The organism is Enterocloster alcoholdehydrogenati (genome assembly GCF_013282095.1).
GTDB lineage: Bacteria > Bacillota > Clostridia > Lachnospirales > Lachnospiraceae > Enterocloster > Enterocloster alcoholdehydrogenati.
Map to the genome: position 1 here is coordinate 426,026 of NZ_BLTJ01000001.1, position 24,752 is coordinate 450,777.

Genomic DNA, 24,752 nt, shown 5'->3' on the forward strand with positions numbered 1-24,752 from the left:
GAATACGCCTGTTTTATAATGTTTTGATCTGAATCCCTTCCTCCTCAAACGTCTTGCGTATCTTGCGGACAAATTCCATGGCCTTAGGTCCATCTCCATGGACACAGAGCGTATCTCCCTTTATATCCAATTCTTTTCCGTTGATTGAGGTTACTTTCCCCTCTTTTATCATCCGTACGCAGCGGCCAATGGCAATATCCTCATCGGTGATCATAGCCCCTTCCATTTTCCTTGGAGCCAGGGACAGATCGTCCATATAAGCGCGGTCTGCAAAGATTTCCGCCGCAGTACGAAGCCCCATATCCTCCGCTACCTTTCCAAGTACAGCGCCGGCACAGTAATAGATGATCAAATCCCGGTCAAACTCATATACAGCCTCACACACAGCTCTGGAAAGTTCCTCATCATACTGGCACTGGTTTCCCATGGCTCCATGGGGGGCCACATGATGAAGCTTTATTCCATAGCTTACTGTAAACGCCGACAGCGCCCCGATCTGATATTTCACATAATTCTTTGCTTCTTCAAAGGACAGCGTCATCCTGCGTCTGCCAAATCCCATCAGATCCGGATATCCTGGGTGCGCTCCCACAGCCACCCCATGCTCTTTAGACAGCCTTACCACCCTGTCCATAACCATCGGATCGCCCCCATGCCATCCGCAGGCTGCATTCGCCGCCGTAATATGGCGGATAATCGCCTCATCATCTCCCAGTTTGTACGCTCCAAAGCTCTCTCCAATATCACTGTTTAAATCCACTGAATACATGATCCATTCTCCCTTCCCTCATAATTTCAGGCTCTTACCTACAGATTTACTATATTTTGAGGCTTTCCCTCCAGAAAGCATTTTAAATTATCTGCCGCAATATTCATCAGCCTCTGTCTTGACTCCCTGGGCGCCCAGGCAATATGCGGTGTAATGATCACATTCTTTGCCTCCAGCAGCGGATTATCCATACGAATTGGTTCCGTAGAAACCACATCAACCGCCGCTCCGCCGACTTTTCCGCTGTTTAAAGCATCCCGCAGATCCTCCTCCACGATCAGAGGACCTCTGGAATCATTGATGATCAAAACGCCGTCCTTCATTTTTGCGATAGTCTCTTTGTTTATAATTCCCTTGGTCGATGGAAACAGCGGGCAATGAAGGGTAATTACATCTGACCGGACCAAAAGCTCATCAAGTTCAGCATACCTGCACGTCTCTGTCTCCAGTTCCGTCCTTTGATATGCGTCATAAGCCAGTATTTTCATACCCAGGGCCTGAGCGATCCGCGCAGTTTCCTGACCGATACGCCCAAAACCAATAACCCCCATGGTTTTTCCAGCCAGTTCTGTCAGAGGGTGGTTCCAGAAACACCAGTCTTTGCTGCTGCTCCAATCCCCTCTCTTTACACAGTCTGAATGTTCGCCCACATGATGGCACAGTTCCAGCAAAAGGGCAATTGCAAACTGCGCCACCGCTGCCGTTCCGTAAGAAGGAATATTCGCCACCTTGATGCCAAGAGTCTTCGCCGCCTCTACATCCACTATGTTATAGCCGGTCGCCAGAACTCCTATAAACTTAATGCTCCTGCAGACCTCCAGAACCTCTTTTGTCAGCGGTGTTTTATTGGTATATACAACATCTGCCGTTTTGATGCGCTCCAGCACCTCCTCCGGCTTTGTCCGGTCATAGACAGCCAGCTGCCCCATTTTTTCCAGTTCTTCCCAGGAAATATCTCCCGGATTTAAAGTATACCCGTCTAATACAACAATCTTCATTTTTACCTTTCTCCTATCTTTGATCAGATGTCTGTTCCAGAAATACCTGAAACGCTTCGATCTGCTTTTTTTGCCTGACATAAAGTTCCTGAGCCAGTTCAAGGCTGACCCGTATAAACCTTACCCTGGTTCCCGGCAGGCTTTGTGCCAGAAGGGGAAGATCCACCGAAATAACCGTTCCGATCTTTGCATAGCCTCCCGTGCTCTGCCGGTCCGCCAGCATAATAATCGGCTGTCCGTTCGTCGGCACCTGAATAGAGCCAAGGGCAATCCCGTCACTGATGATATTGCCATCCTTTAAATGCCTGATTGGCTCTTTTCTCTTTAAGCGGCATCCCATACGATCAAATTCATTGGTAATCTCTGCCCCATACCAGAAAAAACGGCGAAGCTCTTCCTGAGAAAAGGCATCTTCCTGAGGACCTGTTACCACCCGCAGTGTAATTTCTCCCTGTAAAAATTTTTCCGGCTTCAGCCTTCTTTTTTCCATACCGGGAAGCTCTGCCGCCGGAGCAGCAAAGCCGATGCGGTCTTTAGCCTCCAGCTTTCTGCCATCCATACCGCCCATTTTATTCCGCATCAGAGTAGACTTGCTTCCCATGACCAGCGGGATATCAAGACCTCCGGCAAAAGCAATATAACCTCTGCAGCCATTTCCATGGGCCATTCCAAAAGATAACGTCTCTCCCTCTTTTACAGCCACTGCCTGATACATCGGAACCGGCCTGCCGTCCAGAGACGGCGATAAATCTCCTCCTGTGACAGCAATCACATTATCCTGTTCAAAGCGCAGAGACGGCCCTGCCACCGTAAACTCAAGGGCTCCCTCATCCGGCCGGTTACCTGTCAGTATATTCGCCAGCTGAAAGGATCTGGTATCCATAGGCCCTGCGGGAGATACCCCATACTGCTGATAGCCAAAACGTCCCGCATCCTGAACCGTGGTAAGTATTCCCGGCTTTTCAACTACAATGCCCATTATCTCACCGCCTTTTCATACGTTTTTACAACATACGCACCCTTCTGATCCGCTTTTTCTATTTTTTTATACTCGTCAAAGTTTACAGGTATGTATCTAACCCACTCTCCCGGATGTACTAAAAACGGATCTTTTCTCCTGTAATCGCAGATATTCAGAGGCGTTCTGGCTATGACATTCCATCCGCAGGGCTGTTCAAACGGAATCAGATTGGAAAGATTTTCCTGAGCAACAATGGATCTGGCTTCAATCCGCACTCTGGGAGTTTCTCTCCTTTTAAAATGAAACGGTTCCTCAAACCTGGCCATATACGCGTGCCCCGGAGCGAACCCCAGCATATACACATAATAGTCATGGCTGGAATGCATCCGTATCAGTTCTTTCACAGAAATTCCTTCAAACGCCGCGCAGTCCTCCAGATCAGGCCCCAGCTCTCCTCCGTAGCAGACAGGTATCTCCTTTACGATTTCCTTTCTGCCGGCAGTATTTTCCAGCGTCATACCCGTCTTTTCAAGCAATGCTTCCACTGCCTTAAGCCTTATGGAAAGTTCCTCCCTGAGCCTGGCATAGAGAATGATCTCCGGCCTGTAATGGATCATCAAAGATGCATAGGTAGGAACCGTCTCAGTCACACCCTCAATGGGATGTATCTCCAGTTCATGAGAGAGCATTCGAACCAGGCGGTTCACTTCAAGGTTTATCTCATCGCCCATCTGAACGGATACGGCACACTCTCCTGCTGTCAGAATTTTTACATTCACGTTAACCTCTCCTATCATAAGCCTTCATAACTATTGCACAATCTTTAACTGATCTAAGTATAGCACATGACAAACATTAACAAAAATAAATTATTTATCTATAATATATTAACATTTTTTATATTATAAGTCCCCAGTTTTTTGTTTTCAGGTAATCCATCATCTTTTCTTCAAACAACTGTACTGCCTTCTGTGTCGATTCATTAGGATACTTGTGGCGTATTTTGTAGGTGATCCGTTCAGGCGGCTGTGTTTTGTTTGCAATCTCACTGACCTGCACATCCCGCAGATCCCGGATACGCTCCACCACAGAAACAGGTGCAATAAACCACCTTCTGGCATCTGAAATCAGATGGAGCAGCAATTCAAATGTATCCACCTGAACCCTGGGGCGCATCCCTTTTCCTACCCACTGATCGTGCCAGATCTGGTAATTCGCCTCCCAGCTTACGAAAATTTCTTCCGCCGGATCAAGCTCATCCGTATGGATCCGCCCCTTTTTAAGCTTTGTATCTCCTGACTGGACAATGTACATTTTTTCCTTCAAAAGCGGCTCTGCCACAATGTTCTTAAAGTGAAGATGATGATACACAAAGCCCAGATCAATCTCATGATTTTCCAAAAGTCCATAGATTTCATAGGAATAATGGGTGGTAATCTTCATATTGATATCCGAAGCCGGAGCATTTAACAGATTCCGGTACAGTTCAAAAAGAATGGTAGTATTCATTGTATCTGTGCAGCCGATGCTCAGATACAGCTTTTCTCTTCCATGCTGAAGCTGCTGCATCTCCTGCCACAAAGACAGCCAGCGCTCCGCGATCGGTACAAACTCCTCTCCCTGAGCCGTAAGTTCAATCTGCTTATACCCCTTTTTTCTGGTAAGGAGCTTTACATTCAGTTCCTCCTCCAGACATTTCAGGCGATGGCTGACCGTCGGCTGGGACAAAAACAGATTTTCAGCCGTTTTGGTAATATTTTTTGTTTTAACAATCATTAAAAATGTCTCAATCTCCGCCTGTTTCATTATAACCCTCCAAATATAGATTTTTTTAATATTATACAATGAAATTATTCATTTCTCAATCATTAAGCAGAGTGGTATCATAAAAACAGATACATAAGTTTCACAAATAGAGGAGGAACAAACATGAATCAGTCACAGGGAGAGTTATTTACAGATGAATTTCAGAAACATTTAAAAGAACAATTCTATTTTGCGGATGAGGATCCCCAGTTTGGGCCACGGCTTTTTTTTGAAAATTCCGGCGGCTCCCTGCGCTTGAAATCTGCAGTGGAGGCCAAATGCCTGACCGAACAGTTTCCCGACTGTCCCGAACGCATCCATGAAAGAGCCATGATTTTAAAAGAAATGGTTTCAGGAGGAACCGAAGATATCCTGCGGATTGTATTCGGTGCAAAAAGCGGCGCTCTTTTAACCGAGCTGACCGCCTCTCAGACGATGTTTAACCTGGTTGGAGCCATAATGGAGAATGTAACCACAGGCACCAACGCCGTTACTTCTTCCCTGGAGCATCCCTCTGCCCACGACGCAGTGGAATATTATTGCAGGAAAACAGGACGGGATTTTCGCGTGGTTCCTGCCAATCAGGCCACAGGGGGAATTGACCCGGAGGAAGTGATGAAATATGTCGACAAGGATACCGTACTTTTAAGCATCATGTCCGCCTCCAATATTTCCGGAAATATTATGGATATAAAAGAGATTGCGCGGCGCGCCAGAGAAATCAATCCTGATATTTATATCGTAACAGACGCTGTCCAGCACGCCCCCCATGCAGCCATGGATGTAGAGGATTTGGGGATTGACGGTATGAACTTTGCGCCTTATAAGTTTTTCGGCATCCGCGGCTGCGGTTTTGCCTATGTATCTGACCGCGTTGCATCTATGAGGCACCGCAAACTTACAGGCAAAGGGCCGACAGAGTGGTCTCTTGGCACGCCTACTCCCGGCAATTTTGCAGCCATGCGCGCTGTTATATCTTATGTATGCAGCATCGGCGCCCATTTTATGGACAGCCAGGATAAAAGAACTCTTTTTGTGGAGGGCATGAATCGTATCCATATGCATGAAAAAGCGCTGCTGCACCGCCTTCTTGAAGGATCCAAAACACAGCCCGGACTGCGTTCCATTCCCGGCGTTCAGGTATATGTGGATACCAAGGATCTGGCCGCCAAAGACCTGATCGTTGCCATGGGGATTCAGGGAATGGATTTTACGGAAAGCGTGAAAGAATACCAGAAACGCGGCGTAACGGTTTATGAGCGCATCAACTCCAACATTTATTCAAAACGGATTGTTGAAGCGCTGGGGCTGGAAGGAGCGATCCGCGTATCCCCTCTCCACTGCCACGGCAAAGACGATATCGATAGGTTTCTGAAAATCACTCAGGAAATAGCAGAGCAATTTGCAGAATAAACCATCAACGCGCCTCCGGCTCAGAATCCAGTGTTTCTGCCGGCCCGAAACGGTTTACAGCCTCTAAAAGCTGATTCGGGGTATAGATGGCAAAACGGCTGAGCCGGCATTTTTTTGCCCTCTCTTCCAGCAGGGCCAGATAAAGTTCCTTATAATCCCATCCCGCCTTAAGCCCCAGTTTTGCAGCGGTCTCAGGAAAAATCCCTTCCGTATAGCAGCGCAGGGGCCGGGAATTTTTTGTCAGCTGCCCGGCCTCAGCCATCAGCCGGGCAAAATAATACTCCTCTCCCTCCGGCGCATCCAGATAATAGATCCGGCCTTCCAGGCCGTACAGCATACGCATAGCGTCAAAATACCCTAAAAGCATATTTTTTCTTGCTTTCTTCCGGTCAAATTCCAGAATCCCTCCCAGATCCTGCCGCGGGGCCACATGGTACAGGTTCACACCCTCCGGCACCTGAAGCCGGCGTTCTGTATCCACGCCGTAACCGTAGATCCGAAGGACAATGATATCTTCATACCCCCTGTCGATGAGCACATCTACAGGAACATTATTCACCCGACCGCCGTCCATGTAATACTTTCCGCCCAGTTTCTCCTGTTTAAACCCAATGAGGTAGGCACTGGCCATAAGCATATCACAGATCTCCCCTTCCGGCACCTCTTTTATGTCTACCACCAGGGGATGTTTTTCTGTGAGGGAGTACGTTACCGCATAGAGTTCCCGGTTGGAAGATCGGATCGCCTGCTCGTCTACCGTCCGGCAGATCAGGTCTCTCAGCGGGGTTATATCAAAGCCCCGATCCCTCAAAAGACGTCTGATCCTGCCCCAGATCTCCGGTATGGGAATGGAGGGGCCGCTTTTTAAGGTCCACTCCCGCAGCATTTCCATCATATGATCGTCCACATCCATTACCTGAGAGTAACGAATATTTTCCCAGATCTTTTCCGCCTTTTCCAAGTCGTCCATGCAGATAAGCGCCCCGTTCAAGGCCCCCACCGAGGTGCCTGCCGCTCCTTTAATCTCTATTCCCGCCTCTTTTAAAGCTTTCCAGGCTCCGATCTGATAAGCGCCTCTGGCTCCCCCGCCCTCCAGTACAATGCCGTAAAAACGCCTTTTATCCAGCTGCAGCTTCATCCGTTCCTCCTTCCAAAAAGACCCAAAAGCCCAAAGACGGCAGCCGATAGAAAGAGGAAGCAAAGCAGCTGTTCCTCCACTGGCCGCCCAAGAAGAGCCAGAATCCAGGCCCCAAGTGCCCCTGCGGCAAACCAGAGGGAAGTAAGGCAGCAGAAAATGAGTTCCACAGCCATAAAAAATAAATATGCAAAAAACCATCCGGCAATCTCAGTCATGGAAACTTCTCCTTTCCAGGAGCCTTTTCATCGAAACGATTCCGGTTTTATCCCTTCGCCCTGCGCTGTCTGGCAGCTTCAAACATCAATACCGACGCAGCTACTGCCGCATTTAGGGACTCTACCTTCCCTGCCATGGGGATCTGGATACAGCAGTCTGCCGTCCGGGCCGCTGCCTCTGTCAGGCCGTTTGCCTCATTTCCGATGAGAAAGCCCATGTTTTCAGTATAATCCTGGCAGTCATAATTATTCATGCCTTTTAAATGGGCCGCAAAAAGGCGGATCCCATGTTCCTTAAGGCGGGTGCAGACGGCGGTGAAATCATCTGTATAAAGGAAGGGCACCCGCAGCACGGAACCCATGGTAGAGCGGATCACCTTGGGACTGTAGATGTCCACGGTATCCCGGCTCATAATGACGCCGGTGATGCCCGCCCCCTCTCCCGACCGGAGAATCGTGCCAAGATTGCCTGGATCCTGGATATTTTCAAGCAGCATCAAAAGAATCGGGGCATTTTCTTTCCCTGGCTTTATAAGGTCGTCCAGCGCGTATGTTTTCTGCCTTGCCACCGCCAGCACCCCCTGGGGAGTCCTGGTATCAGCCATGGCCTTCATCACCTCTTCTGTTACCACCTCATAGGAAAATGCCTTAAGCCACTCCTTATTTTCCTTCTGCCCTTCAAAGGCCGGGGTCACATAGAGCGCTTCCACCTCCGAAGGCGCAAATTCCCTGCACATCCGAAGTCCCTCCGCCGCATACAGACCCTCTTCCCTTCTGGCCTTTGCCTTTGCCTGAAGGTTTATCACCCGTTTTACCTGTTTATTTGAGGTACTGTTGATCATTTTCCAGCCTCTCCTTTCCGTTCTCTATAAACGCTCTGCTCCAGCTCCTTAAGTTCGTCCAGCCACAGACGGCTGACTGCGTCGCTGGGCATCCGAAGATCGCCTCTGGGAGATACGGCCACCGAGCCTACCTTCGGGCCGTCAGGCAGACAGGAGCGCTTAAACTGCTGGCTGAAAAATCTCCTGTAAAAGGCAGTAAGCCATTTTAAAATGATCTCCCGTTCATACCTCCCCTCAAAGGCCTGCACCGCCATTCTGAAAATTTTTCCAGGACGATAGCCAAAGCGCAGCACATAGTAGAGGTAGAAGTCATGAAGCTCATAGGGACCAACCAGATCCTCCGTTTTCTGAGAAATCTTTCCGTCCTCCGGCGGCAGAAGCTCCGGGCTTACAGGGGTATCCAGCACATCAAAGAGTACATCGGAAAGCTCCTTTTCACCGCAGGTATCCGCATAATAGCGGACCAGATGGCGAACCAGCGTCTTTGGCACTGAGGCATTGACGCCATACATGGACATATGATCCCCGTTATAGGTTGCCCAGCCCAGAGCCAGTTCCGACATATCGCCGGTTCCGATCACAAGACCGCCTACCTGATTGGAAATATCCATAAGGATCTGGGTTCTCTCTCGGGCCTGTCCGTTTTCATAGGTCACATCATGGACATTTATATCGTGTCCGATATCTGCAAAATGGCTGGTAACGGACTGGCGGATATTGATCTCTCTAAGAGTGGCTCCTACCTTCTCTGCCATGGCACAGGCATTGCTGTAGGTCCGGTCTGTAGTGCCAAAGCAGGGCATGGTGATGCAGTGGATATTTGCCCTTGGGATCTTAAGCAGATCAAACGCCCGCACCGTTACCAGAAGGGCCAGGGAAGAGTCCAGACCTCCGGAAAGTCCGATGACTGCCTGCTTACAGCCCGTATGCTCCAGCCGTTTCTTTAAGCCCATGGCCTGAATGGAGAGAATCTCCTCGCAGCGGCGGTCTCTCTGCGCGGGATCACCGGGTACGAAGGGCGCTGGATCAATATAGCGCAGAACCGGACGGGACTCCTCTTTGAGTCCCCGCTCCAGTTCAAAATTCACGGTTACGTAGCCGCCGGCCTCCTTTGCCGCGCCGGCTGTCGGGAAGGTGGTCATCCTGCGGCGTTCTGCCGTGATCCGTTCCAGATCCATATCCGCACAGATACATTCATTGGAAAACCGGCGGGATTCCATCAGGCAGGTTCCATTTTCCGCCAGGATATTCTGGCCGCCAAAAACCAGATCCTGGGTGGACTCTCCTTCCCCTGCATTGGCATAGATATAGCCGCAGACTAAACGGGCAGACTGGCCGCAGATCAGATCTTTGCGGTAAATATCCTTCCCGGTGGTCTCATCGCTGGCAGAGCAGTTGACAATCACCGTCGCTCCCGCCATGGCATGGGAAATACTGGGAGGACATGGAACCCACACATCCTCACAGATCTCAGCCGCGATCACCAGATCCGGCACGTCCTCACAGCAAAATAAAAGATTCATGCCAAAGGGGATCTTTTCCCCCTCCATCCTGATCCATAAAGCCCTTTCATTTCCGGGACAGAAATGGCGCATTTCATAAAATTCGGAGTAGTTAGGCAGATTCTTCTTCGGCACAAGGCCCAGGATCCTGCCTCCGCTTACAGCAGCGGCCACATTGTAAAGCTTCCCCTCATGCTCCCAGGGAAGGCCGATAAAGGCGATCATGTGAAGCTTTTTGCTGGCCTGGGCGATTTTTTTCAGTTCCTCCTTTGCGGCAGCCAACAGGGCTGTCTGCAAAAAGAGATCTGAACAGGTATAGCCCGTCAAGCATAATTCAGGAAATGCCATGACCCTTACACCCCGGCTTTCCCCCTGCTCCATCAGCTCTATGATCTGTTTTGCGTTATACCTGGGATCCGCCACCCTGATTTTAGGGGTAGCGGCCGCAGTCCTTAAAAATCCATCTTTCATCTTGTCCTCCAAATCCCGACCGGCCGGACTTTCCGCTCCTGGGACGGCAGTTCCGCTCTTGGAGGATAACGCCGTCTGCCTGTTTTGCGATGTTTCCGAATACGGCCACAAATTTTCTGACAGTAGTATAGCATAGTTCCGCTTAAAATCACAGAGCTAATTTCGCCCTTGACTATTGGCCGGATATGCGGTATACTGAAATTGTTCAGAACGCCTGTTCTGTACATCTCATAAAGCCCTGCACCACTTCTACCACACTTGCCAGGGCTTTATTTTTTTACATGAACAGCAACGGGGAGAAACATATCTGCATCTTTTCCCCGTCTCTGGACACACATATACAAGGAGGTTTTATGATCACTGAATTTTCACGCACCGAAATGCTGATCGGCCCGGAGGCAGTCTCAGCCCTTAAACATTCTACCATCGTTATATTCGGCGTAGGCGGCGTGGGATCCCACGCGATTGAAGCGCTGGCGCGCTCCGGGGCAGGACGCCTGGTGCTGATCGACAACGACACCGTTTCTCTGACCAATATTAACCGCCAGAGCATTGCTCTGCACAGCACCATCGGCCAGTATAAAACCCAGGTAATGGCAAAGAAGATCCATGATATCTGCCCCCATACCAGCGTGCATACCTTCGAGGAGTTTGTTCTTCCTGATACCCTGGAAGGCCTGTTTGAGCGTATTCTCTCCCTTCCTGCGCCAGATGAGGACGAAACAGGCGCCGGGACCGCTCACAGCACAGAACACAGAACAAAAAGCCAGGCTGTACAGCCTGACTCCTCTTCCATCACCTATATTCTGGATGCCATTGATAATGTTTCCGCCAAGATTGCCCTTGCGGTCTACGCAGACAAACATTCCATTCCCCTGATTTCCTCTATGGGTACGGGAAACAAGCTCCACCCGGAGCTGTTTCGGATCTCTGATCTGAAAGAAACCTCCGTCTGCCCCCTGTGCCGGGTGATGCGAAAGGAATTAAAGGCCAGGGGCATCAAAAACCTTAAGGTCTGCTGGTCCCCGGAGCCGCCTCTTGCCCCCGGTCCAACCGAAGAGGATACCGGCAGCCGCAGGGCCACTCCGGGAAGCATTGCTTTCGTTCCTCCTGTGGCAGGGCTTATGATCGCAGGAGCGATTGTACGGGAGATCTGCAGTCTATAAAGAAGGAGCTTACAGGAACGCCCTTTCATCAGATCACATAATTATCCTTTTGCCCCTTCTGCCATTCCACCAGATCCTCAATGGTGTATCGATCCACCACGCCCCGAATGGCCTCATCCAATTCCTGCCACAGCCTGAGTGTCACACAGTCCTGCTGTCGCTGGCAGGGGTTATCCTCCCCTGCCAGACAGTCCACGGGGGCCAGATTCCCCTCCGTAATCCGCAGGATCATACCTACGGTGTACTCGGAGGCAGGACGGGTGAGATAATATCCTCCCTGATTGCCCCGGACGCTTCTTACGCACCCGGATCTGGACAGGATGGAGATGATCTGTTCCAGATACTTTCCAGAAATATCCTGACGTCTTGCAATATCTTTTATCTTTACCGGCTCCCCGTCTCCGTGGAGAGCAAGATCTACCATAGTTCTTAAGGCATACCGCCCTTTTGTCGATACCAGCATATAAACAGTCCTTTGCTTTTGTTTTTTACCTCTTTATCATACTATTCCCGTAGGAAAAATGTCAACTGTGAAATGGCTGGAAATCCCAATATCCGTCAATTGGTTCTCCCGGATGTATGGCAGCAAAAAAGAAGAGCTGCCCTTCCCCCACAGAAGGCAGCTCCCAGTCACGATCAAAAACCGTCACACTATAAGTTGTATTGGCATCCCCATACCAAACAAAAACCTGTAAGGCACTCCGTTGTGCTGCTTACAAATGTTACTATACCACCCGTTTCCATTTCTGTCAACTCTTTTTGTGCAATTTACCATATGTTTTTCCATTATAAGGAAATTCTATATCTATTTCAACGGTTCTGTTTTTTTATCTGCGGGAAGATCCTTGACATATTTTTTAGAATTATGGCTATACTATTGCCTGTCTTACTGCTATCCGCAAAGAAAATGCGTCTGTTTTTCATGCGGAAGCGCCATTGCCGGACAGAAAGGACACCATTATGAAATTTTCTCAGGATTTACAGGAAACCATCAAATATCTGAACAATGAGCTGCATACGGACCGGAATTTCGATGTGGTCTACCGGGTTCTTACTATTGGCGGACGAAGAGCCTGTCTTTACTTCATCGACGGTTTCACCAAGGATGATTCGATTTTAAAGATCCTCCAGGGCCTCTCATCCATTAAGTCTGACGCCATGCCGGAGGATGCCCACAGCTTTTCCAAGCAATACCTTCCCTATGGCGAGATCGGACTGATCAGGGATAGCGAGGATATGATTCTCCAGCTGCTTTCCGGCGTTTCCTGCCTGTTCATCGACGGTTACGATACCTGCCTTACCATTGACTGCCGCACTTATCCGGCAAGAGGGGTCAGTGAGCCGGAAAAAGACAAGGTGATGCGTGGTTCCAGAGACGGCTTTGTGGAAACTCTGGTATTTAATACGGCTCTGATCCGTCGGCGGATTCGGGATCCGAAGCTTTCCATCGAGATCATGACAGCCGGAGAAAGCTCCCATACGGATATCGCCATCTGTTATATGGAAAACCGGGTAGACCAAACGCTTCTTAAAACCATAAAAAAAAGAATCCGCGGCCTGGAAGTTGACGCTCTGACCATGAATCAGGAAAGTCTGGCTGAATGTCTTTTTCCCTACAAGTGGTTTAATCCCTTTCCCAAATTTAAGTTTTCCGAGAGGCCCGATACCTCGGCGGCCTCTCTTTTAGAGGGAAATATCGTGATACTGGTGGATACCTCCCCCTCTGCCATGATCCTTCCCTCCTCTGTATTTGATATCATCGAGGAGGCGGACGACTACTACTTTCCACCCATCACAGGCACCTATCTGCGGCTGACCCGCATGACCATTTCCGCCCTGTCTCTCTTTCTTACGCCTACCTGGCTGATGTTTATGCAGAATCCAGAGCTGATCCCGGACTGGCTGGCCTTTATACAGCTGTCAGATCCATACAATGTGCCTTTAATCTGGCAGCTTCTGATCCTGGAATTTGCCATTGACGGACTGCGGCTGGCAGCCGTAAACACTCCCAGTATGCTTACGACCCCTCTCAGTGTTATCGCCGGCATCGTGCTGGGAGAATATGCTGTTAAATCGGGCTGGTTTAACAGCGAAACCATGCTGTATATGGCCTTTGTAACAATCGCCAATTATTCTCAGGCGAGCTTTGAACTGGGTTATGCCATGAAATTCATGCGTGTAATCATCCTGATCCTGACTGCCGCTTTCAACCTCTGGGGATATGCAGCCGGAATCATTTTTACCTTATGCGCCATTGCCTTTAACCGCACCATTGCAGGAAAGAGCTATATCTATCCCCTGATTCCCTTCCATTGGAACGAGCTTTGCAAGCGGTTCTTCCGCGGCCGTCTGCCTCATAAAGAAAAGGGATGACATACCAAACTTTCCATCTTTTTTTCCGCCATACAAAAATCCGCGGCCTGAGGACAAGCATCCCCGGCCGCGGATCAAATCATGGATGGCAGAATATCTTACACGAAATCCTCTCTCATGGGGGTAAAGATATCCAAAAGGATGCCGCCTTCTCTGCAGACGCAGCCGTGCTCCACGCCATTTAATTTCAGCATGGTGTCTCCCGCCTTTACGATTTTCTTCTCTCCGTCAATCTCAAACTCAAAAACACCGCTTACTACATAGGTGATCTGAGTATGAGGATGATGATGAAGCTTTCCCACCGCTCCTGTCTCAAAGGTATTCTCCACGCACATCAGATCCCGGCTGTAAGCCAGCACCCTGCGGATCACGCCCTCTCCGGCCTGCTCCGCCTTTACATCATCATGAAATACCCATCTTTCATCTAACATATTGATATCCTCCTTTATATATTTGCTGCTGCCGTCTATTTTTTTGCGGCAGACAGACCAGTAATTTTTCAAAAGCCTTATGCCTCATAAAATCCGGCTGCCTTTAAGAAACGGACAAAGGCCTCCCGTCCCTCTTTCGTGCACTTATATACGCCGGCATCCTCTAAGACTCTGGCAAATACCAGACCAACCTCTTTCTTAAGGATTGCATCTACATTTTCACAGGTAATCTTTATTCCCTGTTTTTCATATTCCCGCAAAAACGCCTCCGCCCAATCGGCGTGCTTTTCAATGGAAGGATTGGAGCGGATATCCAGGCCCTCCGTCACATACCGGCCAAGCTCTGTCAGCTCCCCCTTTAACCGGGAAGGCAGCACCGCAAGCCCCATGACCTCGATCAGGCCGATGTTCTCCTTCTTGATATGGTGCAGGTCCTGATGGGGATGGTATACGCCCAGAGGAAACTCCTTCGTGGTAATATTGTTTCTCAGAACCAGATCCAGCTCATAGACCGCTCCGTTTTTCCGGGCAATAGGGGTGATGGTGTTGTGCGGCTCCCCTTCCGTCTCTGCGTACACAAAGGCCGCCTCATCCGTATACCCTCTCCATGCCTCTAATATGTGATTCCCCAGTTCGACCAGCCGATCGCTGTCTTTGCACTGTAAGCGCAGCACGGACATGGGCCAGAATACGATCCCGGCCTTCACATCCTCATAGCCTTCCATGGCGAAATATGTTTCAATTGGGGCTTTGGCCATGGCAAATGTATAGCGTCCTCCCTGGAAATGGTCATGGCTTAAGATAGATCCTCCCACAATAGGAAGATCCGCATTGGATCCCAGAAAATAGTGAGGAAACTGATGGATAAAATCAAACAGCTTCTTAAAGGTGGCCTTCTCGATCTTCATGGGCACATGAGACCCGTTAAATACGATGCAGTGCTCATTATAATACACATAGGGAGAATACTGAAAGCCCCACTGGCTGGCATTGATCGTAACCGGAATAACACGGTGAGTGTTTCTGGCCGGGTGATCCGCTCTTCCGGCATATCCCACATTCTCCATGCAGAGCTGACATTTGGGGTAGCCGCTCTGCCCCGCCGCTCTGGCAGCCGCGATGGCCTTGGGATCCTTCTCCGGCTTTGACAGATTCACCGTGATATCAAACATCCCGTAGCGTGTGTCTGCCGTCCACTTCATATCCTTTACAATGCGGTAGCGGCGAATATAGTCAGAATCCTGACTGAGCTTGTAGTAATAGTCCGTTGCCGCCTGGGGAGACTCCTCATACCGCTTCCAGAACTGTGCCGTCACCTCACTGGGCCTTGGCATCAGACAGTTCATAAGCCTGGTATCAAAAAGATCCCTGTATACCACGCTGTCCCCCTCCAGAAGGCCTTTGGCTGCCGCATAGTCTAAAAGAGTTTTAAGAATCTCCTCCAGCTCAGGCGCATTTTCTGTTCCGTCCGCCTCCCAGTCCTCATATTCATCCATTTTCAGAACCTCCAGAATCTGATTCCTTGCGTAAACGGTATCCTCCTCTTTTAAAAGTCCCCTTCTCAGGCCGTAATCCACCAGAGCCTTGACTGCTTGACTGATCATGTCATAACCTCCCCATTTTATGTTGTCCTGCTCCCAACCGTCCCGAATGTATTGGCTTTTGGGATGTACCCCTAATTATAAAAGTTCCGTTTTCCGATTACAATGTCATTTTCTTCTGTATTGCTACAATTTTTTTATACATTTTCAGAAAACACTCACCGTTCCAGATCCTTCAGAGCCGTCCTCAGCCGCTTTAATATCATCCCCCCCAGAAGGCCGATGACGCCTCCCGCGGCGGTTCCCGCAAACAGAAGAACCGGCATATAGGAAAACACGCCGAACGTCCGTACCACATAGGCCGCTACCAGGAACTGGCCAATGTTGTGAAACACTCCGCCCAGTATGCTGGCTCCCACCATATCAACCAGAGAAAAACGCCTGCAGATCCACATAACCGTAAGGCTTAAGACTGCGCCTGCCAGACTGAACAGAATGGTAGACATACTTCCAAATGTAAAACCGATCAGAAGGATTCTGGCCAGGCTGATCCAAACGGCCGGCAAAAATCCCAGCGCGTACAGAACGATGATGGTCACCAGGTTTGCCAGCCCCAGCTTGACCCCCGGCGCTCCCAGATAAACGGGGATAAGGGTCTCGATGTAGCCAAAAATAAAGGCGAGAGCAATAAGAAGGCCGTACAGAGCGGTCCTTCCTGTTCGGATATTCATGGGTAAATGCAGCCTCCTTTGCGTGTATCCGTCTGATGTATACTTGAATCTTGCTTTACAAAGTTTCCGTTCCTATGGTAAAATAAACAGGTAGATATAAGCCGGTTTTCCTTCTCGTCCAGCGGGCGAAAGAACAGCCGGCAGAAATTCAATTTTTAAGGAGTGTATCTGACTATGAATCAAAACCATTCTACAAAACAGAGCCTCGCCGGTTTTCTGATCATGGCAGTCCTGTCTCTTGCATTTGTGGCTGCTTCCGGGCCGCTTTACCAGGTTCTTAGGGGGCCTGTAACCACAAATCAGCCGGAATTTCCTTTAAAGGACGGCGTTTACAGCTATGAGGGAACCGCGGATTCCAAGGGCTTTTCCGACCAGGTTGAACTGACCGTGAAAGACGGCGTCATTACCGCCTGCACCTGGGACTGCATAGGCGCTGACGGAGTCGGCAAGCAGCAATTATCCATGGAGGGCCTCTATGTCATGACTGAGGACGGCCCCACCTGGAAAGCCCAGTCAGAAGCCCTTGCCGCTTATGTGATCGAGCATCAAAGCGTAAGCCAGCTGGCAGACGCCCAGGGATATGCAAAAGATGCCATTGCCTCTGTAAGCATCAACGTTACAGGCTTTGTGAACGGAATCAATGAGTGCTTAAGGCAGGCGGCGGCCTGATGAAAAAAAAGCAGCATCCCCCGCAGCCGAACTCTTTTTTAGCAGCGGTCCTTCTCTTTGCGGCCGCGGTTCTTTTGGGATACCAGTACCTTTTTCCGGCTCCCCAGGGACAGACCGCCCATATTTCCGTAGACGGAAAGGAGATTGCAGCACTTTCCCTTAAAAAGGATCAGGAATTTACTGTAAACATCCCAGGAGGCGGCATGAACCATCTGGTCATCGAACATGGACAGATCTGGTGTGACGATGCCGACTGCCCGGATAAACTCTGCGTCCGCCAGGGCAAAAAACAGCTATCCACCGATACTATCATCTGCAAGCCCCACAAAATGGCTGTAACTATTACAGGAGAAGACTGAACAGTCACGTTCTGCCTTCTCCTGTTTTTGTGTAAAAAGCGCCCTGCACAGTCCATGTCTGCCCACCTGTCTGCTGCAGGCAGGGAAACGGATCTGTATTCGGATGTTTAAAAAACGGATTCGCTCCGAAAGAACCCCCAGGATGCACCCCGCCTTCCGTCTCATTATAAAAACAGATCCCTGGCCCGATCCACTGCTGCACCGTCCCTGATGAACAGTTTCACAAGCTCCGCTGCCGCCATCACACAGGCTCTGTGAAAATACACGAGAATACTGTCAAAGGCCAGACCAAAGAGAAAGCCGGTGACAAATCTTCTCCCATTTTTACTCTCATAAGATGTAAGGAGCTGTAAAAAGCCGTCGGCGATCATTGGGATCATCAGAAGAATCATAACCGGAACTTTAAAGTAGCCGAAAAACAGGATACAGGGAATTCCCGCCAACATCCCCGCCAGTTCCCCGGTGCACCGGGCGCAGATGGGAAACTGTTTCCCCCTCCAGTAAAAGGACCGGTCAGGTCTGGCATGGCAGCCAAAAAAGATTCTTAAGAAACGCCCCATGACCCCTGCTGCTCCTTACAGGCCTGCACTGCCCACCAGAGCCGCCGTGCCGATAGAGAGTGCAAAAAATCCTACATAGCACAGGATCGTAAGGCCCACAGAAACCAGCGCTCCGATTCCCGCCGCCTTGGCTGTTCTAGGCCGCTCATCCCTCCATACAAGGAACAAAACCAGGCCTGCGATCGGGATACAGCAGCCTAAAAGGCCCCACAGGAATCCCCCTTTATCTGCTGGTCTTTCCCCTCTGTCATATCTTTCGTCGTTCATCTTCATTTCCTCCCTGATGTTCGTGTATCATAAGCAGCTCCCCTGTAATTTTCCCCTGTGGCCGCTTTTTGCCGACGCACGCAAACATATCGCAGCTATCAATACAGGACGTTCTGTATGTACACACATATGCGCTCAGGATCTCTCTGCCGGGATCCCACGCTTCTTTTATTATACAATTACATATGCTCTCTAGCAAGATATTTTCTGTAAATATTTGCCCTTTACGCACATTTACAGAGAAAGCCCGCCTCTTGCCCTGGCTCTCCTGTCGCTGATAGACTGGATCACAGGCACCAGGAAAATCGCCACGATACCGCCGGCAAAACCGTTGTTGTAAAGATTCATGCCTCCATAGATCACTCCCACCTGAAGGGCTACGGATGAGTGAAGGTAGCCTGCAAGCAGCCCGGCCACAGCGCCGAACTGCCCTGCAACCGGCGCCAGGGTGGTGGACAGCAAAAGAGCCAGAATCGGAGCTGGGTCGTTGAGCGCCCAGTTTTTTGTAAAGCTTGCCAGATACACTCCCAACATCACAGGAGCGATGTTTCGGATATGCTTTCCAGTGGAACTGAATCCCACAATCGTCAGGATGCCGCAGATCGTCGGCCCGTTCATATCTCCTCCCACCGCCAGCACGAAAAAGGTTGCAAACAGGCCGTTAATCCCCATGTTAAAGACTGTAGTCGCCCCGCCTTCCGCTTTAAAAAAGTCAGCGCCCGCAAGGCCCGGATCCCGGATCACCCTCATATAGGATTCCCATATGGTCTTTCCCCGGACTGCCACTCCCGCTGCGATCATAACGCCAAACAGCAGAGCCAAAAGCACGCCAAACAATATCTGGTTTCCCTCTGACCAGATCAGACGCGACTCAATCTCCAGGCCAAAAGACTTTGCCAGGGACACTACCACGGTAGCGATGATACCGGCTGCAAAACCTACATTATAGAGGGAATACCCCTTGTGGGCGTAGTGCACATGGGTACTTAAGGGCGGAAGCACAAAACCAATGGCGATGCCTACTGCCAGAGCGATCAGAAGGCGCACCGGCACCGGAAAATGGCCCAGGCGCATCATCTGAGTCATAATGGGCGAAAGGCTGGTGCCGTACAGCCCGATGTAAAAATACCGCTGAAACGAGGTCTTATGGTATTTTGAATAGAGGAACACGCCGGCTAAGATGGCCCATATGTTCATCAGGTTCTTTCCAAACAGGGAAAAACCGAACATCAGGAAGGTGGCTGTAATGGTATGGCCGCTCATCTCCATCCCCATAAAGTAAACCATGGCAAGACAGATCAGTGTAATCAGCCCGGCGTTAATCGTTGCCGCACCAATCCCGCCTACTGCAAAGTAATCCGTAATCAGAAGATCCGGCTCCACCATGATCCGAAGGAGGCCGGGAAGAATCTCCGGAAGCGGCTGCACCACCAGGCCGATAATGATAAAATACCATGGCATCAAAGACAAAAGAAGGAATTTCGTCCTCCGTGTCATCGTGTTCATTTCATGAAAATGCTCCAGGTGATGTTTCACTCTGTCCTCCTTTTTACATCCACCCTGTTATCGTTCAGCGTGGTAGCCCCCATATCGGAGATTCTCTCGTGGTTTAAGGCATTAAAAAGCAGCTTTGTTCCCGTTATGGCAGAACTGTAAACGCCTGACACTGCCGCCGTTCCCCTTGCTACCTGCCAGGTCACAGAAGCAGTAAACTCCACCTGTGCAAGATCATTCCAGGCAGTCACAGGATCTCCCTCACTGATTCCCCGCTCTGCTGCGTCCAGAGGATGGAGCATCAAAGCCGCAGGGCCGCGCTTTGCCACCAGATCAGGGCGCTCCAGAAAGATGGAATTTAAAGTATGGCTGTCCGGCACGCTGATCAGCCGGAGAGGGTATTCTCCCCCGTAAGGCTCCCTGTAGCAGGGAACGGGATCCTCAAGCTCCTTATTGACAATCATAAGCTTTCCTGAGGGCGTTTTAAAATGGCTGTGATCCCCAAAGGGCTGGCGGATGGTTCCATTGTCCCGCAGTTTCCTCCACTCATCCTCTGTCAGTTCCAGAAGTCCCTGCTCAGGATGGCTTAACAGATCCTCCAGCATCTCTTCCTCCGTCCGTTTAAAATGCTCTTCCTCAAAGCCCATGGCCTGCGCCAGAAAACAGAACATATCCCAGTTGCTCTTACATTCTCCCTGGGGATCTACCAGTTTTCTTCCTACGCTGAAGGTCCGGTACCCATAGGCCTTAAAACAGTCTGTCTGCTCCACAGAGAAGACAGCGGGCAGAAGAATGTCCGCATACAGGGCCGTATCCGTGAGGAAACGCTCATGAACCACTGTAAAGAGATCTTCCCTGAGAAGGCCACGAATCATCTCCGCCTGGTTACAGACTGAATTGACAGGATTTCCTCCAAAGACGAAAAAGGCCTTTATGATATCCTTTTTCGTGTCTGTCAGAGCGGAGCCCAGGCAGTTGATATTTACCATCCGCCCCGGCGTCTTTCTGAAATCCGGCCGCGCCACCCGGCGGCTGTCCACAAAAGGCCCCCCGTTGTGCTCGCTGCCGCAAAGACCGCCTCCCGGCTTCTTCCAGGCTCCGGTAAAGGCGGACAGGATGGTAATCAGCCTTGCCGTCATGCCGCCGTTTCCATAACGGGAAAAACCGCTTCCAAGAAAAATAGCCGGAGTCTCTGCCTGTCCAAACTCCAGAGCCAGCCTTCGGATGACCTCTGCGGGGATCCCGGTAATGCCCTCTGCCCACTCCGGGGTACTCTGTTTTACAATGGGAAGAAATTCCTCATATCCCAGACACTGCTCCCTTAAAAACGTCTCATCCTGAAGGCCCTGCTCTGCTATTACCTCCATCATGGCAAGAGCCAGCGCCCCGTCCGTTCCCGGCCGGATCAGGATCGTCTCGTCACAGTAGGGCGCCATTTCCCTGGAACAGGCCTCAATCAGGACAACCCTTTTCCCGGCCCTTCTGGCCTCCTGCAAAACAGGCATGGCCTGGATCCGGGTGGCCTTTACATTGCTGCTCCACACCAGAATCAGACTGCTCTGTTTTAACTCCTCCGGTTCCAGGCAGCTGGTTTTTCCCATCACCGCCTCATACCCTGAGCCCTTTGCGCTGGCACAGAGCTTTAAAACCAGGGAACAGGCCCCCAGACGATTAAAAAAGGCCTCTCCGCACTTTCTCTGGATCACGCCCATGGTGCCGGAGTAGTAGGCCGGAAGGATGGCGGACGGGCCATCCTCTTTCAGGATCTTTTTAAAACGGTCTGCTATCTCCTTTCCGGCTTCCTCCCAGGTAATCGCCTCAAACTTTCCCTCGCCCTTGTCTCCGATGCGTCTCATAGGCGTAAGAATACGGTCCGGGCTGTTTATGGACTGCTCATAGTGCTGCATCTTTCTGCAGATCAGTCCCTTTGTAACGGGATGCTCCGGATCTGCAAAGACTTTAAGGATACGCTTTCCGTCTGTTTCTGCCAGCAGGCCGCAGGTGGCCGGACAGTCATAAGGGCAGATGGTCTTGCGGATATAGGTCATAGAATTCCTCCTACAGCATATGTTTTCTTAAAAATGCCCCGTCCTCCGGGCTTAAATACGCGGGCGCAATGTCAAACACAGTCTTGCAGCCCTTTGCTCCTTCCCGGCTTAAGCGATAGGCAGCTCTTGCATAAGCAGCCAGAACAGATGAGGTAAACTCAGGGTTGGAATCCAGCTTTAAGCTGTACTCGATCACATGAGAATGTTCATCCTTCATGCCTGTGTTTCCCGTACGGATCACAAAGCCGCCGTGAGGAATCCCCGCATGGTCTCTTAAAAGCTCTTCCTCACTGATAAAGTGAACGGCAGTGTCATAGTCTGCAAAATAGTTTGGCATGGTGACAATGGCCTCCTTTATCGCCTCCTTATCAGCGCCCTCCTCTGCCACTACAAAGCACTCTCTGGTGTGTTTCTGTCTGGTGGAAAGTTCCGGCTGGCTGCCGCTTCTTACCGCCTCCAGGGCGCTCTCAACAGGGATGGTATACTGTCTTGCGTCCTTTACGCCGGGGATGCGGCGGACCGCGTCAGAATGACCCTGGCTTACTCCCTTTCCCCAGAAGGTATAATCCTTTCCTCCGGGAAGGATGGCATTGGCGTAAAGGCGGTTTAAGGAGAACATACCAGGATCCCAGCCTACGGAGATCACTGCCACATGGCCATGGTCTGATGCTGTCCGGTCCACTGCCTCAAAATGCTCCGGGATCTTTGCATGGGTGTCAAAGCTGTCTACCACATTAAAATACTCTGCCATCCGGGGGGTCTGTTCTGGAAGGTCAGTAGCGCTGCCTCCGCAGAGAATCAGAACGTCAATCTCATCTTTCATGGACGGAGCATCCTCTGCGGAATACACCTTCACGCCCTCTGTCAGAACCGAAAGAGCGCCGGGATCTCTCCGCGTAAATACTGCCTTTAATTCCATATCCGGATTATGCTTTATGGCGCATTCCACGCCTCTTCCCAGATTGCCGTAGCCCATGATTCCGATTCTAATGCTCATAGTTATATCTTCCTTTCTCTTGTGTTCTCTCATTTGCAGCGAATCTGCCCGTTTGCCGCTGTAAAAAGTATACTATAGGAAATTTCCCTTTGCAAGCTCAAACATCCGTACAAGAAGAAGCCAGTTTGGGCGGTAAAAGCTCATTAACTGCCAGTAACCCGCACCTGTAAGCCCCTTCTCTTTTATCAGGTCAAACTTAGCCTTTAAGCTCCTGACATCCTCAAACCAGACCTCATGGCGGATCCCATACTGCCAGTAGTGAAAATAGGGGGACTTAGCCAGCTCGTCAAAATAGATCACAGAGCCGTGGTCAATGGCAAGCTGTATGGCCTGGAGAGTGTTTATGGTTCTTGCCCTGGTAACTCCTCTCTCATAGGGAAGAGGCCAGTCATACCCGTAATTGGGAATACCGAGACTGACTTTCTCTGCCGGGATCCGGGTCAAGGCATAATCCGCCACCCGGCGTACCATGTGGATCGGAGCAACGGCCATAGGCGGCCCCTGGGAATACCCCCATTCATAGGTCATAAGCATCACCCGGTTGGCAGCCTCGCCGATAGCCTTATAGTCCATGCCCTCGTAGAGAAGCCCCGGCTGATCATCAGAGGTCTTGGGAGCCAGAGCCGCTGTGACCGTAAGGCCAAAGGGATTGAAGGTTCTGGCACACAGACCGATAAACTCTGCAAAATCCCTTCGGTCCCCTGCAGATACATATTCAAAATCAATATCCAGACCCTCATATTCCTTCTCCGTCATCATGACCCCTAACTGCCAGATCAGGCGTCGGACGGCCCGTTCACTGGCAAAAAGCTCTGTCACCAGATGATTGTTAAAACGGCCGTCCGGTCCCAGGGGAGTAAGCACCATTACAGGCCGCACCCCTGCGGCTCTGGCGGCCTCTATCACAGGGCCGTCCTCCGTCTGGGGAGGGATCAGCTCCCCCTCCGCTGTAAATCCGTAGGAGAAAACATAAAGATCCGTAAGCCACGGCAGCGTCTCGTCAAGTATCTGCCGGTCAATAAAAGGATACACATACCCAAAGGTATAAAGAGAGGGACGGCCGGCCTGTACACTGCTTTGCGTACCCACAAAAAGGGACTGCCCCACAGCCAGACGGTAGGGAGCTTCCAGCTGGTTGGCCCAGATCAGCTCCTCTACCGGTATACCGGCTGTCCGGGCAATCTGATCCACGTTATCCCCCTCTTTTACCACATATATCAGTTCCTGTTCCAAGGTATCTCTGCCTTTTTGCTTTTTTTAACTATATGCAGACAACGGCTGCATTTTTCTCCTTTTCTTCAAAAGCCCGCAGCCCTCCTATCAGACTCCGGCTCTGGCGCAGAGATCTGCCACGCAGCAATGCTCGCAGTCAGGCCTGGTTCTTGCGCTGCATACCTCTCTTCCATGAAAAACCAGCCGGTGACAGAAGTCGCTGCCCTCCTCCGGCGGAATCAGCTTCCAGAGCGCCATTTCCACCTTTTTCGGATCCTTTATATGATCCACCAGCCCCATACGATTTACCAGACGGATGCAATGGGTATCCGTCACGATAGCCGGCTTCCCAAATACATCCCCCATGATCAGGTTGGCGCTTTTGCGGCCTACACCCGGAAGCTTTAAGAGGGCGTCAAAGTCATCCGGCACCTGGCCGCCGTATTCTTCCTTTAAAATCCGCATACAGGCGCTTATATCCCTTGCCTTGCTGCGGCCAAGGCCGCAGGGCCTTACAATGTCTTCGATCTCTTCCGGCGATGCAGCGGCTAAAGCATCCACATCGGGATATTTTTTATAAAGTTCCTCTGTGACCACATTGACTCTGGCATCCGTACACTGTGCTGCCAGCCGGACTCCCACCAGAAGCTTCCAGGCCTGGTTATAATCCAGGGTGCAGGACGCCTCCGGATATGCCTCCTTTAAACGTTGGATCAGTTTCAGGGCCAATTCTTTCTTTGTCATACGACGCATCTCTCCTCTCATCGTAACTTGTACTGTTGTGCCCTC

Annotated in this window: 25 protein-coding genes; 5 read left to right on the forward strand and 20 right to left on the reverse strand. The window is 50.5% G+C overall.

Features of this window, described 5'->3' with window-relative positions; translation table 11 throughout:
• Window positions 1-13: 13 nt before the first annotated feature.
• From HW447_RS02020 to HW447_RS02040, 5 genes are all read right to left on the reverse strand, one after another.
• Window positions 14-769 carry a LamB/YcsF family protein gene (locus HW447_RS02020; RefSeq protein WP_176253640.1) on the reverse strand — a complete coding sequence of 252 codons (756 nt, stop codon included), beginning with the start codon at window positions 767-769 and terminating at the stop codon, window positions 14-16.
• Window positions 770-807: 38 nt separating this feature from the next.
• On the reverse strand, window positions 808-1,767 hold the full coding sequence (locus HW447_RS02025) for a D-2-hydroxyacid dehydrogenase (protein ID WP_176253641.1): 960 nt from the start codon (window positions 1,765-1,767) through the stop codon (window positions 808-810).
• Between the two features lie 13 nt (window positions 1,768-1,780).
• The gene (locus HW447_RS02030) at window positions 1,781-2,746 is read right to left on the reverse strand and encodes a 5-oxoprolinase subunit C family protein (protein WP_176253642.1); all 966 of its coding nucleotides are present in this window, start codon (window positions 2,744-2,746) and stop codon (window positions 1,781-1,783) included.
• Window positions 2,746-3,507, reverse strand: coding sequence for a 5-oxoprolinase subunit B family protein (locus tag HW447_RS02035; RefSeq protein WP_176253643.1), 762 nt, complete (start codon window positions 3,505-3,507; stop codon window positions 2,746-2,748). The genes HW447_RS02030 and HW447_RS02035 overlap by 1 nt, the downstream gene beginning before the upstream one ends.
• A gap of 118 nt (window positions 3,508-3,625) precedes the next feature.
• Window positions 3,626-4,534, reverse strand: coding sequence for a LysR family transcriptional regulator (locus HW447_RS02040; RefSeq protein ID WP_176253644.1), 909 nt, complete (start codon window positions 4,532-4,534; stop codon window positions 3,626-3,628).
• 123 nt (window positions 4,535-4,657) lie between these two features.
• Between HW447_RS02040 and HW447_RS02045 the strand changes: the two genes are divergently transcribed.
• A complete protein-coding gene (locus tag HW447_RS02045; protein WP_176253645.1) occupies window positions 4,658-5,947 on the forward strand; it encodes an aminotransferase class V-fold PLP-dependent enzyme in 1,290 nt (429 codons plus the stop codon).
• 4 nt (window positions 5,948-5,951) lie between these two features.
• On the opposite strand, the gene HW447_RS02050 is transcribed toward HW447_RS02045, so the two are convergent.
• The 4 genes from HW447_RS02050 to HW447_RS02065 are packed head-to-tail and all read right to left on the reverse strand — an operon-like array spanning window position 5,952 to window position 10,115.
• Window positions 5,952-7,085, reverse strand: a complete 1,134-nt coding sequence (locus HW447_RS02050; RefSeq protein WP_176253646.1) for a patatin-like phospholipase family protein — start codon at window positions 7,083-7,085, stop codon at window positions 5,952-5,954.
• Complete coding sequence (locus tag HW447_RS02055; protein WP_176253647.1) at window positions 7,082-7,300, reverse strand: NfeD family protein; 219 nt, start codon at window positions 7,298-7,300, stop codon at window positions 7,082-7,084. Before HW447_RS02055 ends, HW447_RS02050 begins: the two co-directional genes overlap by 4 nt.
• 47 nt (window positions 7,301-7,347) lie before the next feature.
• A complete protein-coding gene (locus HW447_RS02060; protein WP_176253648.1) occupies window positions 7,348-8,142 on the reverse strand; it encodes a TrmH family RNA methyltransferase in 795 nt (264 codons plus the stop codon).
• Window positions 8,139-10,115 (reverse strand): NAD(+) synthase, encoded by a 1,977-nt coding sequence (locus HW447_RS02065; RefSeq protein WP_176253649.1) that lies wholly within the window; start codon window positions 10,113-10,115, stop codon window positions 8,139-8,141. The genes HW447_RS02060 and HW447_RS02065 overlap by 4 nt, the downstream gene beginning before the upstream one ends.
• Before the next feature lie 353 nt (window positions 10,116-10,468).
• Here HW447_RS02065 and HW447_RS02070 point away from each other — a divergent pair, with 353 nt between their 5' ends.
• Window positions 10,469-11,281: a tRNA threonylcarbamoyladenosine dehydratase gene (locus tag HW447_RS02070; RefSeq protein ID WP_176253650.1), complete on the forward strand. Its 813-nt coding sequence runs from the start codon at window positions 10,469-10,471 to the stop codon at window positions 11,279-11,281.
• A gap of 28 nt (window positions 11,282-11,309) precedes the next feature.
• Here the strand turns inward: HW447_RS02070 and HW447_RS02075 are convergent, their stop codons facing one another.
• A complete protein-coding gene (locus HW447_RS02075; RefSeq protein ID WP_176253651.1) occupies window positions 11,310-11,744 on the reverse strand; it encodes an RrF2 family transcriptional regulator in 435 nt (144 codons plus the stop codon).
• Between the two features lie 497 nt (window positions 11,745-12,241).
• On the opposite strand from HW447_RS02075, the gene HW447_RS02080 reads away from it, so the two are divergent.
• Window positions 12,242-13,654 (forward strand): spore germination protein, encoded by a 1,413-nt coding sequence (locus HW447_RS02080; protein ID WP_176253652.1) that lies wholly within the window; start codon window positions 12,242-12,244, stop codon window positions 13,652-13,654.
• A gap of 98 nt (window positions 13,655-13,752) precedes the next feature.
• Here the strand turns inward: HW447_RS02080 and HW447_RS02085 are convergent, their stop codons facing one another.
• The 3 genes from HW447_RS02085 to HW447_RS02095 all read right to left on the reverse strand — a co-directional run bounded on the left by HW447_RS02085 (window position 13,753) and on the right by HW447_RS02095 (window position 16,357).
• Window positions 13,753-14,085 (reverse strand): cupin domain-containing protein, encoded by a 333-nt coding sequence (locus HW447_RS02085; protein ID WP_176253653.1) that lies wholly within the window; start codon window positions 14,083-14,085, stop codon window positions 13,753-13,755.
• 77 nt (window positions 14,086-14,162) lie between these two features.
• Complete coding sequence (galT, locus tag HW447_RS02090) at window positions 14,163-15,689, reverse strand: UDP-glucose--hexose-1-phosphate uridylyltransferase (RefSeq protein ID WP_176253654.1); 1,527 nt, start codon at window positions 15,687-15,689, stop codon at window positions 14,163-14,165.
• Between the two features lie 155 nt (window positions 15,690-15,844).
• Window positions 15,845-16,357, reverse strand: a complete 513-nt coding sequence (locus HW447_RS02095) for a Gx transporter family protein (RefSeq protein ID WP_176253655.1) — start codon at window positions 16,355-16,357, stop codon at window positions 15,845-15,847.
• Between the two features lie 174 nt (window positions 16,358-16,531).
• Between HW447_RS02095 and HW447_RS02100 the strand changes: the two genes are divergently transcribed.
• Together HW447_RS02100 and HW447_RS02105 are read left to right on the forward strand one after the other, a co-directional pair.
• Window positions 16,532-17,026 carry a hypothetical protein gene (locus HW447_RS02100; RefSeq protein ID WP_176253656.1) on the forward strand — a complete coding sequence of 165 codons (495 nt, stop codon included), beginning with the start codon at window positions 16,532-16,534 and terminating at the stop codon, window positions 17,024-17,026.
• Window positions 17,026-17,385 (forward strand): NusG domain II-containing protein, encoded by a 360-nt coding sequence (locus HW447_RS02105; RefSeq protein WP_176253657.1) that lies wholly within the window; start codon window positions 17,026-17,028, stop codon window positions 17,383-17,385. The genes HW447_RS02100 and HW447_RS02105 overlap by 1 nt, the downstream gene beginning before the upstream one ends.
• A 164-nt stretch (window positions 17,386-17,549) precedes the next feature.
• Here the strand turns inward: HW447_RS02105 and HW447_RS02110 are convergent, their stop codons facing one another.
• From HW447_RS02110 to HW447_RS02140, 7 genes are all read right to left on the reverse strand, one after another.
• Window positions 17,550-17,945, reverse strand: coding sequence for a DUF2085 domain-containing protein (locus tag HW447_RS02110; protein WP_176253658.1), 396 nt, complete (start codon window positions 17,943-17,945; stop codon window positions 17,550-17,552).
• Window positions 17,946-17,960: 15 nt separating this feature from the next.
• The gene (locus HW447_RS02115; protein WP_176253659.1) at window positions 17,961-18,212 is read right to left on the reverse strand and encodes a hypothetical protein; all 252 of its coding nucleotides are present in this window, start codon (window positions 18,210-18,212) and stop codon (window positions 17,961-17,963) included.
• A gap of 234 nt (window positions 18,213-18,446) precedes the next feature.
• A complete protein-coding gene (locus tag HW447_RS02120) occupies window positions 18,447-19,718 on the reverse strand; it encodes a DUF1576 domain-containing protein (RefSeq protein ID WP_176253746.1) in 1,272 nt (423 codons plus the stop codon).
• Between the two features lie 26 nt (window positions 19,719-19,744).
• On the reverse strand, window positions 19,745-21,754 hold the full coding sequence (locus HW447_RS02125) for a molybdopterin-containing oxidoreductase family protein (protein ID WP_176253660.1): 2,010 nt from the start codon (window positions 21,752-21,754) through the stop codon (window positions 19,745-19,747).
• Between the two features lie 10 nt (window positions 21,755-21,764).
• Window positions 21,765-22,751 carry a diaminopimelate dehydrogenase gene (locus HW447_RS02130; RefSeq protein WP_176253661.1) on the reverse strand — a complete coding sequence of 329 codons (987 nt, stop codon included), beginning with the start codon at window positions 22,749-22,751 and terminating at the stop codon, window positions 21,765-21,767.
• Between the two features lie 72 nt (window positions 22,752-22,823).
• A complete protein-coding gene (locus tag HW447_RS02135; RefSeq protein ID WP_176253662.1) occupies window positions 22,824-23,984 on the reverse strand; it encodes a glycosyl hydrolase family 18 protein in 1,161 nt (386 codons plus the stop codon).
• A gap of 87 nt (window positions 23,985-24,071) precedes the next feature.
• Entirely contained in the window at window positions 24,072-24,707 is a 636-nt protein-coding gene (locus HW447_RS02140; protein WP_176253663.1) for an endonuclease III domain-containing protein, read from the reverse strand.
• Window positions 24,708-24,752 lie beyond the last annotated feature (45 nt).

Coding starts and splice junctions, on each gene's coding strand:
- HW447_RS02020 (WP_176253640.1), bottom strand. CDS start 769: ATGTATTCAGTGGATTTAAACAGTGATATTGGAGAGAGCTTTGGAGCG.
- HW447_RS02025 (WP_176253641.1), bottom strand. CDS start 1,767: ATGAAGATTGTTGTATTAGACGGGTATACTTTAAATCCGGGAGATATT.
- HW447_RS02030 (WP_176253642.1), bottom strand. CDS start 2,746: ATGGGCATTGTAGTTGAAAAGCCGGGAATACTTACCACGGTTCAGGAT.
- HW447_RS02040 (WP_176253644.1), bottom strand. CDS start 4,534: ATGAAACAGGCGGAGATTGAGACATTTTTAATGATTGTTAAAACAAAA.
- HW447_RS02045 (WP_176253645.1), top strand. CDS start 4,658: ATGAATCAGTCACAGGGAGAGTTATTTACAGATGAATTTCAGAAACAT.
- HW447_RS02050 (WP_176253646.1), bottom strand. CDS start 7,085: ATGAAGCTGCAGCTGGATAAAAGGCGTTTTTACGGCATTGTACTGGAG.
- HW447_RS02055 (WP_176253647.1), bottom strand. CDS start 7,300: ATGACTGAGATTGCCGGATGGTTTTTTGCATATTTATTTTTTATGGCT.
- HW447_RS02060 (WP_176253648.1), bottom strand. CDS start 8,142: ATGATCAACAGTACCTCAAATAAACAGGTAAAACGGGTGATAAACCTT.
- HW447_RS02065 (WP_176253649.1), bottom strand. CDS start 10,115: ATGAAAGATGGATTTTTAAGGACTGCGGCCGCTACCCCTAAAATCAGG.
- HW447_RS02070 (WP_176253650.1), top strand. CDS start 10,469: ATGATCACTGAATTTTCACGCACCGAAATGCTGATCGGCCCGGAGGCA.
- HW447_RS02075 (WP_176253651.1), bottom strand. CDS start 11,744: ATGCTGGTATCGACAAAAGGGCGGTATGCCTTAAGAACTATGGTAGAT.
- HW447_RS02080 (WP_176253652.1), top strand. CDS start 12,242: ATGAAATTTTCTCAGGATTTACAGGAAACCATCAAATATCTGAACAAT.
- HW447_RS02085 (WP_176253653.1), bottom strand. CDS start 14,085: ATGTTAGATGAAAGATGGGTATTTCATGATGATGTAAAGGCGGAGCAG.
- galT (WP_176253654.1), bottom strand. CDS start 15,689: ATGATCAGTCAAGCAGTCAAGGCTCTGGTGGATTACGGCCTGAGAAGG.
- HW447_RS02095 (WP_176253655.1), bottom strand. CDS start 16,357: ATGAATATCCGAACAGGAAGGACCGCTCTGTACGGCCTTCTTATTGCT.
- HW447_RS02100 (WP_176253656.1), top strand. CDS start 16,532: ATGAATCAAAACCATTCTACAAAACAGAGCCTCGCCGGTTTTCTGATC.
- HW447_RS02105 (WP_176253657.1), top strand. CDS start 17,026: ATGAAAAAAAAGCAGCATCCCCCGCAGCCGAACTCTTTTTTAGCAGCG.
- HW447_RS02110 (WP_176253658.1), bottom strand. CDS start 17,945: ATGGGGCGTTTCTTAAGAATCTTTTTTGGCTGCCATGCCAGACCTGAC.
- HW447_RS02115 (WP_176253659.1), bottom strand. CDS start 18,212: ATGAACGACGAAAGATATGACAGAGGGGAAAGACCAGCAGATAAAGGG.
- HW447_RS02120 (WP_176253746.1), bottom strand. CDS start 19,718: ATGAACACGATGACACGGAGGACGAAATTCCTTCTTTTGTCTTTGATG.
- HW447_RS02125 (WP_176253660.1), bottom strand. CDS start 21,754: ATGACCTATATCCGCAAGACCATCTGCCCTTATGACTGTCCGGCCACC.
- HW447_RS02130 (WP_176253661.1), bottom strand. CDS start 22,751: ATGAGCATTAGAATCGGAATCATGGGCTACGGCAATCTGGGAAGAGGC.
- HW447_RS02140 (WP_176253663.1), bottom strand. CDS start 24,707: ATGACAAAGAAAGAATTGGCCCTGAAACTGATCCAACGTTTAAAGGAG.